At 35.3% G+C, this 12,706-nt stretch carries 11 protein-coding genes; 3 read left to right on the top strand and 8 right to left on the bottom strand.

Annotated elements, in window-relative coordinates:
- The first annotated feature begins 7 nt into the window (after nucleotides 1-7).
- Together HHU08_RS23545 and HHU08_RS23540 are read left to right on the top strand one after the other, a co-directional pair.
- Nucleotides 8-865: a CheR family methyltransferase gene (locus HHU08_RS23545; RefSeq protein ID WP_016201618.1), complete on the top strand. Its 858-nt coding sequence runs from the start codon at nucleotides 8-10 to the stop codon at nucleotides 863-865.
- 219 nt (nucleotides 866-1,084) lie between these two features.
- Nucleotides 1,085-2,200 (top strand): IS4 family transposase, encoded by a 1,116-nt coding sequence (locus HHU08_RS23540; RefSeq protein WP_169188508.1) that lies wholly within the window; start codon nucleotides 1,085-1,087, stop codon nucleotides 2,198-2,200.
- A 163-nt stretch (nucleotides 2,201-2,363) separates the two neighbouring features.
- Here the strand turns inward: HHU08_RS23540 and HHU08_RS23535 are convergent, their stop codons facing one another.
- From HHU08_RS23535 to HHU08_RS23525, 3 genes are all read right to left on the bottom strand, one after another.
- The gene (locus HHU08_RS23535) at nucleotides 2,364-3,509 is read right to left on the bottom strand and encodes a fused response regulator/phosphatase (protein WP_016201619.1); all 1,146 of its coding nucleotides are present in this window, start codon (nucleotides 3,507-3,509) and stop codon (nucleotides 2,364-2,366) included.
- 199 nt (nucleotides 3,510-3,708) lie between these two features.
- Nucleotides 3,709-4,392, bottom strand: a complete 684-nt coding sequence (locus HHU08_RS23530; RefSeq protein WP_016201620.1) for a DUF4956 domain-containing protein — start codon at nucleotides 4,390-4,392, stop codon at nucleotides 3,709-3,711.
- 29 nt (nucleotides 4,393-4,421) lie between these two features.
- The gene (locus HHU08_RS23525; protein ID WP_101728924.1) at nucleotides 4,422-5,120 is read right to left on the bottom strand and encodes a polyphosphate polymerase domain-containing protein; all 699 of its coding nucleotides are present in this window, start codon (nucleotides 5,118-5,120) and stop codon (nucleotides 4,422-4,424) included.
- 251 nt (nucleotides 5,121-5,371) lie between these two features.
- Here HHU08_RS23525 and HHU08_RS23520 point away from each other — a divergent pair, with 251 nt between their 5' ends.
- Nucleotides 5,372-7,357: a carbohydrate-binding domain-containing protein gene (locus HHU08_RS23520; RefSeq protein ID WP_169189459.1), complete on the top strand. Its 1,986-nt coding sequence runs from the start codon at nucleotides 5,372-5,374 to the stop codon at nucleotides 7,355-7,357.
- Nucleotides 7,358-7,453: 96 nt separating this feature from the next.
- On the opposite strand, the gene HHU08_RS23515 is transcribed toward HHU08_RS23520, so the two are convergent.
- The 5 genes from HHU08_RS23515 to HHU08_RS23495 all read right to left on the bottom strand — a co-directional run bounded on the left by HHU08_RS23515 (nucleotide 7,454) and on the right by HHU08_RS23495 (nucleotide 12,639).
- Nucleotides 7,454-8,296, bottom strand: a complete 843-nt coding sequence (locus HHU08_RS23515; RefSeq protein WP_016205500.1) for a hypothetical protein — start codon at nucleotides 8,294-8,296, stop codon at nucleotides 7,454-7,456.
- A 518-nt stretch (nucleotides 8,297-8,814) separates the two neighbouring features.
- Entirely contained in the window at nucleotides 8,815-9,798 is a 984-nt protein-coding gene (gene guaC / locus HHU08_RS23510) for a GMP reductase (protein WP_016201622.1), read from the bottom strand.
- 223 nt (nucleotides 9,799-10,021) lie between these two features.
- Entirely contained in the window at nucleotides 10,022-10,669 is a 648-nt protein-coding gene (locus tag HHU08_RS23505) for a class D sortase (RefSeq protein WP_169189458.1), read from the bottom strand.
- A 1-nt stretch (nucleotide 10,670) separates the two neighbouring features.
- Nucleotides 10,671-11,855 carry a processed acidic surface protein gene (locus tag HHU08_RS23500; protein ID WP_016201624.1) on the bottom strand — a complete coding sequence of 395 codons (1,185 nt, stop codon included), beginning with the start codon at nucleotides 11,853-11,855 and terminating at the stop codon, nucleotides 10,671-10,673.
- Between the two features lie 121 nt (nucleotides 11,856-11,976).
- Nucleotides 11,977-12,639, bottom strand: coding sequence for an SIMPL domain-containing protein (locus tag HHU08_RS23495; protein WP_169189457.1), 663 nt, complete (start codon nucleotides 12,637-12,639; stop codon nucleotides 11,977-11,979).
- Nucleotides 12,640-12,706: the final 67 nt, after the last annotated feature.

The raw sequence follows: 12,706 nt of genomic DNA, 5'->3' as shown, positions 1-12,706 counted from the left end.
AACGGTTATGGATCATCCATTCCTGAATAACGAACAAGAGGTAGAAAATCAAGATCATGCAGACGTTGAAGTAGATCTGCTGCTTGAAGGGATTTTTCGATTATCAGGTTTTGATTTTCGTCAATATAACCGATCCTCTATTACGCGCAGAATCTATTATAGAATGAAGATGGATAATATACCTACGATTACGAGATTGCTGGAAAAAGTGATTCACGAAGACGCTATTCTAGAGCAGCTTCTAAATGACTTTTCCATCAATGTAACGGAAATGTTTAGGAATCCAAGTTTTTTTCGCACATTTCGAGAGCAAGTAATTCCCCATTTGCGAAAGTATGATGAAATTCGGGTATGGCATGCAGGTTGTGCTACAGGTGAAGAAGTATTTTCAATGGCTATTCTGTTGGAAGAAGAGGGGTTAAAGGATAAGGCCGTTATTTATGCCACAGATATGAATGAAAATGTTCTTGAAAAGGCGAGCAAAGGTGCATTTCCTCTGCATAAAATGCAAGCATATACGAAAAACTATATGCTTGCCGGAGGAACGAATGCTTTCTCGGAATATTATAAAACAGATCATCAATTTGCTTACTTTCATTCTGATTTGTTGAAAAATATTATTTTTGCTCAACATAATCTGGTTACGGATCAATCGTTTAATGAATTTCATGTGATTATCTGTAGAAATGTTTTGATTTACTTTAATCCAATGCTCCAAAATCAAGTCCATCATCTCTTTTATGAAAGCTTAAGTAAAGATGGATTTCTTGGTTTAGGAGATAAAGAGACATTAAGTTTTGTTGATGTCATGCCAAAATATAGAGAGCTAGCAGGCGGAGAAAGGCTTTATCAAAAAATCTATTAGCTTCATATCCAGCTCTAACAACAAAAGAAAGGATTTCTCCTATGGTGAGAAATCCCTTTTTATTTATAAACATTCAATCACTAGTGTTGCATTAATTTAATTTCACTATTAAAAATACTCGAAATGTTCACTTTTATTATTTTATGCATAGAAAAAGTCCTTTATAATGGATAAGTCAGGTGGTAACCCGTCCAAATCCACTAAAAAAGGACCAATCTCATGGACAAGATTACACGAAAAACTTCATTTGGACAATGGTTTTCGCCAATTAATCTTCAATTATTTGAAGAACAGGTGAAAACATTGAAATTAGATTGCTATACGAAAAAGTTAACGACAGAATCATTCCTAAAACTATTACTTTTTGCACAATTAGAAGAAGTTGAAAGTCTTCATGCGTTAAGTGATTGCCTTTTTGATGATCATCTTCAAAAGGAAATCGACCTTGATTCTATAAGCATTTCTCAGCTCTCGCGCCGTTTAAATGGTCTAAATCCAGATTTGTTTCAAAGACTTTTCCTTGATTTAGTCGGACAAATTCACGCCAAAACACACTACACAAAACTTGTCATGCCGTTAAAAATTATTGATTCAAGTACTTTGCCACTAAATTTGACCAATCATAAATGGGCGAAGTTCCGCAAAACTAAGGCAGGCGTAAAGTTACACTTACGCCTTGTATTTATGGAAAAGGGAGAATCCTATCCCGAAAAAGCCGTGATGACAACGGCAAGCGAACACGATCGTGGTCAACTTGAGATTATGGTTGACGATAAAGAATGCATGTATGTGTTTGACCGAGGTTATCTAGACTACGAGCGTTTTGATCGCATGACCGATGAAGGCTACTTTTTTCTTTCTAGGCTACGAAAAAACGCAGTCGTACGGGAGGTTTATGATTTTAAACTACCCAAGGATTCATCTGTTTTGTCGGATCAAATGGTGTTGATTGGTACAACTCAAAACCGAGCTGAAAACTATTTTCGACTTCTAAAAATAATAGATTCAAAAGGTAATGAACTTCATTTAATCACAAATCGTTTTGACTTAAGCGCCGAAGAAATATCGGAAATGTATAAATCACGATGGGCAATTGAGTTGTTCTTTAAATGGATCAAACAGCATCTCAGCATCAAAAAGTTCTACGGTCAAAGTGAATGGGCGATTCAAAACCAAGTGTTTATCGCACTGATTGTTTTTTGCCTACATGTTCTCGTACAACTTGAAACAAGAAGTAAGCGAAAAACCTTACAAATTAGCCGTTATTTAAGGGCTGCATTGTGGAAACCAGCCCATATCTGGCTTCGAAAGATTGAAGGGAAAGCCATCCCTTAATAAGCAAATTGTTGTTGTCGCACAAGTCTAATTGTAAAAAAAACCCAAATGGATGGAGCCACCTTTGAATAGGTATTTACCTTTTTGGCTCTAAACAAGGAGGATAATCAGACTGAAAATTGCGACAATATTTATGCAACACTAGTGACATTCAATATAAATATTAATTGTTTGCTTTTGCTTGGATCATTAATACACACATATCATCTGGCTGATCGGACTGTTGCTCTTTTGTAAGTAAATGATCCATTACGGAACAGGTATGTTCCCATCTTTTAGAGGAAATAGAGCGAATTTGTTTTTCTGCTTCAAATTCGCAAGGACCCATTGCTTCTAATACCCCGTCTGTATAGAGAATAATTTGGACATCTTTCTCAAAGGAAACCTCTTTTGTATTAATTTCCATTTCATCAAAAAATCCTACTGCACAAGTACTTTGTTCTAACGTAACAACATCATTTTCATCCACTAACATATATCCATAAGGATGCCCTGCATTAACATACTCCACTGTTTTTTTCTTTGTATCAATTACTAAATAAATGGCAGTAAAGTAAAATGGAAGTCCCTCTTTTTCATTTTTTAATAAAGTCATGTAACGATTTAATTCTTTTATAACCAGGTTAGGCTGTACTAATTGTTTAACTGATTCTCTTAGGACAGAAGAGATAAACATACATACTAAAGAGGCGGAGATGCCGTGGCCCATCATATCTAAAAGAATAATTGCATATTTATCCTCATCGACTTTATACCAATAATACATATCACCTGCCAGATTAAAAGAGGGCAAATAGGAAACTTCGATATGCATATGCTCATCTTTTAAGGGAGAGCTCAATAAGCTTCTTTGTACATGAGTTGCTAAATCTAATTCGTACTGAATCTTTTTCTCATGTTGGGTATGCCAATCAAGTTCGGCTTTTAACCGTAGGGCAACGCGTATTCTTGCAAGGAGTTCAATTTTATCAAGAGGCTTCGTGATATAATCTACACCGCCAATATCCAAGGCTTCCGCAAGTTTATTTTTATCCTCTAATGCTGTTACAAAGATAATCTGTATATCCTTAAGGTGTTCCACTTTTTTAATACGTTTACAAGCTTCAATGCCATCTATTTCTGGCATCATAATATCAAGTAATATTAAGTCCACACTATTCCCTGTGGAATGAGGAGCATCAAGTTGTAAATAATGAAATAATTCATTGGCTGAGGTAAGTGAGACACAATCATCGTACCCAGCGTTTTTTAGTATTTTTTCCATTACAAATAGATTGACAGTATTGTCATCTACTAAAAGAATAGTCATAATTCTTATAACTCCTTGTCTATTATGATGATAAGAAAAATTATGTATAACTTGCTTTATTAATAACCATCAAGTATATATAATTATACAGCTATTTATTAGATAATAATAATTATTCGTACTGTATATAGAGAAGAAATAGAGGAAAAAAATAAAAACATCGAAGCATAAGTATGTCTTTGCTTCGATGTTTCTATTTTTATGCGGTGAAGTTGCCATCATAACTAAGCATAATTGCTGACTTTACACCATCAAGCTTAGAAATGTTATTGATGAAAGTAGCATTGTTCTCTTTTACACGAATTTCGTAAGTTACTTCAAAGTCATTTCCTGGCATAATTGATTTTGATTTAACCGAGAATTTTTTTGCATGATCGGAAATAGTCTTTGTTAACGAATCCTCCAATGATTCATTTGTATATTTAATAACTAATAAATATGGATTTTCGATCTTAATACGGTTTGTAAACAGAATAAGTACAATTCCAATTAAGAGTGCACCTAATATAACTAGAACAATAAATCCTGCACCACAAAGAATTCCAGATACAATTGCCCAGAATAAATATACTAAGTCCATTGGGTCTTTAATTGGTGTTCTAAAACGTACAATGGATAATGCGCCGACCATTCCAAGTGATAGTAAGACATTGGATGATATTCCGATAATGATTAAGGCAGTTGCCATCGATATAATAATAAGGGAAATATTAAAGGTGTGAGAATATATTACACCTGAAAAAGTTTTTTTGTAAACATAATAGATGAATAAACCGACCCCAAAAGCTACTAATAGTCCTATTAATGAATCAATTACTGAAAAGTTACTTGTTTTTTCTAAAATACTTGATTTGAATATATCCTCGAAACTAATATTACTCATAATTGTTCCTCCTTGAAAATGTATATTTATTATCCGTACATTCTACTGATTTGATATTTAGAATAGGTTCCTTTTCTTCTATCACTTATTTGCAGAAGGTTTTTGATTATTTCAGGCAAAAATTCATCGTATTTAACCTCTAAAATAGTGATATTTGGGTTGGTTTCAACCATAGGTAAATCTCTGTTTAGAACATCATTATTGCGAAAACTTGTTTGAATAGAACTATCAAAGGTTACCCGGACATTTCCATAACGATATATAAAGACTTCACGTACATAATCTACAACTGTGTGTGGCTTTAGCTGATATAAACTCATATGAATGAATAATTCCTTGATCAAGTCACGAGGGTCATTTTCCATCCACTTAATATCTCCGATGCGGATTTTTTCATATTCTTCTGCAGTAATTCTACATTTATCTTTATAGGTCAAATTATTGCGTTTGCTCTTTCTTTCTAAATTTAAATAGTTTGTATTATAGTCATACAGCCTTACTCGAAATTTATCGCGATTAAGAAGACCTTCTTTTTTTTGTGTGAGTGCTTTGTTTTCAAAATTATCGAAGTAAACACTTCTAATTAGATACTTCCCATCATTAGTAGCATGGGGGTCAACTTCCATTACATGCTTTAATTTATTTCTTAATAGATAACAATCTATTTGATTTAATTCATGTTTTAGTTCGGTTCTACCATTTAAACCGTTTAGTTTTTGTGCTTCCATGTTGATTCTCCTTTCTTTTAGCTGCTTGGACACATTATCATTTATAAACCTTAATCTATCCTTAAGATTTTTAAGTAGGTTTTAATTTTTTATAAAAATAGTGTAAAAGCAATTGGTGGAGAGGCTAGTAGAGGAACTTTTCTCCCATATATAGAAAGAAACAGGAAAAATAAATAAAAACCAACTTCTAAAGGAATTGTTAAGGTTTTGCACTCATAATGAAGGCATAGTAAAAGAAAGGAGACATGATAATGAAAAAAAGTAAAATGAAAAAGTTAGTCTTGCCTATTGCATGTACCTTGCTTTTATTTGCATGTAGTAAGGATAGTGATAACTCTAAAAATAGTAATGCTGGCTCACTTAGTGAAATAGATGTGAGTGCATATATTAGTGAAAATATAAGTTATGAGGAGGAGGATTATCAAACGAATTGGGAAGACGAAAATTCTATTTCTATTACTTTAAATGGAGACAAAGTTTCTTATGATGAATCTGCGGCAATAATGACATCTGGAACGACTATTACAATAAGAACTGGAGGGGTATATGTTTTAAGCGGTGACTTGGAGGACGGACAGATAGTAGTTGACGCACCGGATACAGGAAAGGTTCAACTCGTTTTAAATGGAGTAGACATTCATAATAGTAAGTCTGCGGCGATTTTTATAAAGGAGGCAGAGGATACCATTATTACCCTTGCAGAGGGTACGGAAAATCAGGTGTCTGATGGAGAAACTTATACGGAAGATGATGGATCGGGTGAGCCCAATGCAGCAATCTTTAGTAAGGATGACTTAACAATAAATGGGACAGGTGTTTTAGAAGTAGTTGGGAATTATGATAATGGGATTGGAAGTAAAGACGATTTACGAATCATGGAAGGAACGATAAAAGTAACTGCTGTAGATGATGCTATTTTGGGCAGAGATTTAGTAGCGATAAAGAGTGGAACATTTGATATTAATGCGGGTGGAGATGGCATTAAATCAACGAATACAAATGATACAAAAGGTATTATTGCCATTGAAGATGGTACATTTAATATAAAAGCTGGAACAGATGGTATACAAGCTGAGTCCTCTCTCTATGTGGCAGATGGTGATTTTACCATTACAGCAGGTGGAGGCAGCCCTGAGACTATCGAAGTAAGAGAGGAAATGATGGGAGGACAACCTTGGGGAGATAGCGCGGAAGAAGAGACGGAAGTGGAGGATACACCAAGTACAAAAGGGTTAAAGGCAAATAAGGAGATCGCTATTGGTAGTGGAGCGTTTGAGATAGATACGTTAGATGATGCTGTTCATAGTGATGCAAACATTACAATCATGGATGGTGAATTTACTATTCTAACTGGTGATGATGGTATTCATGCAGAGAATGAGCTTTTAATCGCTAATGGAACGATCGATATTAAAAAAAGTTATGAAGGAATAGAAGGAAAAACAGTCACTATTAATGACGGAGATATCTCCGTTATAACAGCAGATGACGGTATTAACGTTAGTGATGGTAGCAGTGAAAGTGCCGCCCCTGGTGAAGGAATGGGAATGGAATCAGCAGGGAATGCATTGCTAACCATTAATGGAGGAAATGTCTACGTAGAGGCAGATGGAGATGGATTGGATGCAAATGGATCAATCGTGGTAACAGGCGGTACGATCATTGTTAGTGGCCCAACGAATGACGGAAACGGAGCGTTAGACTATGATGGTAGTTTTGAAATAAGTGGAGGGACATTAATAGCACTAGGCAGTTCAGGGATGGCCCAGGCAACATCTGATACATCTGAGCAAAATTCTATAATGATGACTTATTCAGAGACACAAAAAGCAGGCACACTTGTTCATTTAGAAGATAGTGATGGGAATGCTATTGTAACAGTAAAACCGAAAAAAGATTACCAAACAGTTGTGATTAGTTCATCGAAGATTACAAAAGATAGTACTTATGTATTGTACTCTGGTGGAAGTAGCACAGAGGTAAAAAGCAATGGTTTATCGACAGGATCATATGAAAAAGGAACAGAAGTTGTTGAATTTACTGTTTCCGATACATTAACCTATGTAGATGAATCTGGTATTTCAGAGGCACCTACCAATAATATGGGGGGCCCAGGTGGTGGCGGTGGCCGAGGACAAGGCGGAACACCACCAAGCGGTAATTTCGAAGGTGGCCGAGGACAAGCCCCCGAGGGTAATCAAAATAATGGACAAACTAACGAATCTAGTTCTCAATAAATGTTGTTCATTCTTGTCAATTTAGAAGAACGAAAAAGGACATTGAGCATTTACTCAATGTCTTTTTTCATACTTTTTTTATTATATTACTTCTCGTTATTTTTCTCTAAAGGTTAAATACCTCTTTGCCCGCTTTGGATATACTCCTGCTGTAAGAAGTAGAGACCAAGTTGCTTGACCTTCTAAGCGGCCGATAGAGCCATGCAGAATTATCCCGAGAAACTGTTCATCAACAGGAATTTTATTTACTTGAAATTGTTTATTTGTATGGATATTGGAAAGATAAACGGTGTTTCCATCTATGTTGGTTATTTGAAAGAAATTATCCTCCACCTCCTTACATTCCTCTAGGCGTTGGCTAACCTTTGTTAAATCTTCTTGATAATTCCAATCTGATTCGAAAAATTGAGGATACATTTGGAGATATAATCTATTTAACAATTCCTCGCATAACTGTAGCTCATTAATCGTCTGTTCATAAGGAGTTAATATCTTTGTCCATGTCGTTTTCTCCCTGTGGTCTAGCCATATGGAAAACTTTTTAAATTCGGAGATAAAGTATTGGATACTATCGCTTTCTTTGGAGATTTTTAAAGCATTAGGTAAGTGAATGTAAAGGAGTAACTCGATGAAAGATTTTTTGCATTTATGCCAAGAGGTGGGCATGTTATCTTCTAGGTAGTCGGTCAGATAACTGGAGAAGGTTCGGAGAAATTCATTACGGAAAAAATCAGTAGGATTTTCTTTTTTATAAGCAATTAAGTCATCGCCGTAATACTCAAACAGTCCTCTATATCGCATATTAAATTGGGAGCTAATTTCTAATTTCTTTAGTATCTCGCTTCTGCTTTGTGTGCCGGTAAGTGGGATGAGTTTAATTCTCGTTTCTGGGGATTTCGACCGTTCGCGGTGGTTTGTGTGGAAGGAAAAGCTCTTCATAAAAATTCAATCAACCTTTCTTTTTCTATTTTGGGGATTATAAGAGGTAATTCTAGAGGTTAACTATATTATACTTTGATTAGGAATCTATGTCACTATTTAACTGGGTGTTTCTGTAAAAAACAGGAGGATGGGACATAACTAAATAGATACTCTGTAAAGACGAACAATTTCTAATATAGCTAGTAAATAGCGGCTGCTTTCGCATACTTTTTACAAGAGGAAATATAATTAGTTGGAAAAACAGAGCAGCCGGAATACACGAAGACTCCTATGGGATTAGCGAGACAGTCTGAGACCCTGCAGGCCACAGGCCGAAGCGGCTCAGCGCGAGCCCCATGGAAAGCGAAGTGTATTCCGGCTGCGGGGAATCGCACCAAACTTCATGGAAACATCCTTTGAAAAACAAATAAAAGCCCGAACAATTATACGGAACATTCATTAGCATCTTCGTATAATTGTTCGGAATTATCCTTGGCTGGAATACTTATGTCCCAGCCCCCTGTTTTTCTTGAAAATTAATATACCTTATCTCCATTAAAAATAGAGTTTTTAACGATAACATAATCAACATTGCGAATGGCATCTAACTTTTTGCCGCCAGCATAAGAGATGGAAGATTGAAGATCTTGTTCCATTTCTGTTAATGTATCTTGCAGAGAGCCTTTATGCTCTACAAACATTTTTTTGCCTTCGACATTTTTCTTTTCTCCCTTTTGAAACTCAGAAGCAGAGCCGAAATACTCTTTATATAGTTTCCCTTCTTTTTCGGTTGTTTCACCTGGAGACTCTTCATGTCCAGCAAATAATGAACCAATCATAACCATTGTTGCTCCAAAACGTACAGATTTTGCGATATCACCATGTGTACGGATACCACCGTCTGCGATAATTGGCTTACTCGCAGCTTTTGCACACCAGCGCAATGCAGCTAACTGCCAACCACCTGTTCCAAAACCTGTTTTAATTTTTGTAATACATACTTTTCCAGGGCCGATTCCTACTTTTGTTGCATCTGCACCTGCGTGCTCTAGTTCTCTCACTGCTTCAGGAGTTCCCACATTACCAGCAATGACGAAGCTATTAGGTAAATGCATCTTGATATGCTTAATCATCGCAATCACTGCATTCGAATGACCATGAGCAATATCAATTGTAATAAATTCAGGAACGAGGTTTTCCTCTGCTAATTGTAAAATAAAGTCATATTCTTCTGATTTTACACCAACACTGATAGAGGCAATCAATTCACGAGATTGCATATCACGTATAAAAGTCTTGCGTGTTTCTGGCTGGAAACGGTGCATAATATAGAAATAGCCATTCTCAGCTAAATATACTGCAATTTTTTCATCAATAATGGTTTGCATATTGGCAGGAACTACGGGTAGCTTAAATGTATGACCGCCAAGTGTTACGGTTGTATCACATTCTGAACGGCTTTCTACAATACATTTAGCCGGAATTAATTGTATATCTTCGTAATCAAACACGTTATCCATTAAATACACTCCTAAACACGAATATTAAGGTCGGTATGATCTAAAAATGTTCGACCATTAGGTACTTTACATTATTTTTGCTAAGATGTCAAAGATTTTCATCTAATAAGAAATTATAATTGAAGCGTTCTCATTTTTTGTGAAGAGGTAGAATATGTGTGGAAAAGTGGAGAGGAGTAAGAGAAAACCTTATATCTTAAGATACAAGGCTTTAGATCTGCTATTAATATATAGTTGAATCAATTAATTCGGATACCAAAATATACCTTTCTGGTGCAGCACCAATATATTGAAAGGGATAGCAGGTAGAAACAGTTAATGTTGCTTTTGGTTTTGGAACGATCACTGACCGATCTTCCTTATCGACAATTCGTACATTTTTTATTTTGTAAGTAAATTCCCCTGCAGAGGTGGTTACAACAAGTAAATCTCCCTTACCTACTTCTCCAAGACGGCGAAAAACAGTGTCACGATGCCCGGAAAGTACAGAATTATCCCTTTCGCCTGGTAAAACACTTCCTGCGAAATGTCCAATTCCTTTTTCTAATTCATCTTCATTTGTCCCATGGTAGATGGGGAGTTCCATCTCTAATTTAGGAATATACAGCTTACCGATATTATCGCCAACATTTGGACGAGAGGAATATAGCTCTTTATTCTTGGTTTCTTCTTGTATATTTTCCTTAATTTTTTTTGGTGTTTCAGCAGAAGTTATTTGTGCAGATTGAAAGAGAAAGTATCCTTTAAGAAAAGTATACGCATTTGTAGTGCTGAACCATATACCAAATCCTACGAGGATAACAGCTGCAACAGATAGAATCACATGGTGCTTCTGTCTTTGACTTCTCCATTTCTTTCTTTTTGTTCTCATGTTAAATCTCTTTTTTACGAGATCTTTGTAATAGGAACAGACCAGCTATCATAATTACTGTTCCAATCAATATATTCTGTACATAATTTGCTGCTGTTTTTGGAAGCTTTGCGCCTTTTACTGTTTGTATCGTTTGAGGTTTTTTCACCGTTTTCTTTGCATCAGCAGTTTTTGCAATAATCTCCTTTGCTTCTTGCAAATCTTTTCCGGTTTCTTTAATCACTTCACTACCAAACATTTCAGCCGTAAAAAGAATATCAGCTAAAAATTGTCCTTCTTTACTATAAATCTCTAATAGTAAATCAGCACCATTCGTAGATTGTAAGGATAATAGATTATTTATTGATATTTGCTCTTTTTGCCCATCTTTTACAAGGTAGTACTGAATATCAATTTGAAAAATATCAAGTAATTCTGTGAAAATACTTAATAGCTCGCTAATTTGTTCCGCAGTTAATTCATCCGCCGATTCAAATTCTTCAAAAGCAATCATTCGATCACTAAGGACGAGTAAACGATCTAAGACAGTAGGGTCCTCAAAATCTAGTTTCTCCAAATGGTTTAATAGATTTTCAATTTCTGCTTCTGTTAATCCGATTTCATCGAATAAGCCAAAAATTTCTTCATCTGTAAATAAACCATTCTTATAGAGATCAACCATATAATCAAGGTCCTCAATGTATTCGTAATCATCTAAGGAATCATTGTTGTTTATTAAAAAGGCCTCTAGCTCCTCTTTTGATGCAAAGCCGTACTTAGTTAGTAACTCTTGAAGATTTTGTTCATCAATTGGAGTACCAAACTCACCGTTGATATAAAAGTCAACAAAATCATAAAGTTCTTCCGCGAAAATAAGATATTCTCCGTCAAGAACATCTTGACCTTTATCTATATCCCCATTTTCAATAAGAAGTTCATTTAATTCTTCTCTTGTTAATTCAAAATCTATTAATACTGGCTGAATGGACTCTTCACTGAGAGGAGTGCCTAATTCGTCAATCGAATAAAAATCTTCTAATGTCCATCCTTTACTTGTTAAGTAGCTAATATATGCTTCCTTTTCCCAGCCGATATCTTGTAAAAACTTTTCAAGTTCCTTATCATTAGTTTCAATTGCAAATGAAGTACTAGGCAATAGAGTAAAGCAAAGAGAAAAGCAAATTACAAGAGATAATAGTTTTTTCATAAGTTCCCCCTAGGAAATATTAGTAGTATTACCAGATAATTATAATTGGTAGAACAATTTTTGAATATAGGGGAATTTATAAAATAATAGGGAAATATTAGAAATAGAAAAATGTTACTTTTTAATAGGAAAATTTAGCTTCAACCTTCGCTTCTATCATTAACTGTCCAGGTTCTAGATTAGTAGAAACTCCTCCTACCTCCGCAAATGAGACTTTTGCAAGCGGGATAGGAACATTAGATCCAGATGGAATCTCTAGTACCTTTACTGGGATAGGGTCTATTGTTATGCGCAAGGTTTCAGCAATTGCCTTTGCCTTTGATAAAGAATCTTTAATTGCCTTTTGAAGTGCTTGCTCGTAATGATCTGAACGATTGCTAACATCAAAGTGAATACTGGTCACTTGATTTGCACCGTTTTGTACGGCTGTATCAATAACAGTACCAGCAAGCTGAATTGTTTCTACGAGGATAGATAGCAAATGGGTTACTTTATAGCTTTTGAAAACTTGTTTATTCTCTACGTAGTCATACTGAGGAAAAATAGTATAGTCAATGGTTTGAATATTGGCAGAAGGGACGCCTAAACCTAAAATAGAAGTCACAACCTGTTGGTGTGTACTAGCATTTTCCTGCTGGGCAGTTGTTACATTTTTGGACTCTGTGTTAATACCAAGTGTGATCTTGCAAATATTCGGTTCAATTGACAACGTACTATTTCCATATACTGTTAAGCTTCTTTTTGACGGGACATGTGTGTAAGAAAGTGAAGAGGAAGGGTACATTATTATTCACCTCTGTATTTTTTATTAATTCTATAACAGTTGTTTATGTGGCAGTGTTTATTCGTCT

This window comes from Niallia alba (assembly GCF_012933555.1).
Classification (GTDB): Bacteria; Bacillota; Bacilli; order Bacillales; family Cytobacillaceae; genus Niallia; species Niallia alba.
Note: the sequence above shows the minus strand (reverse complement) of the source record. Positions and strands in the feature narration are given on the sequence as shown.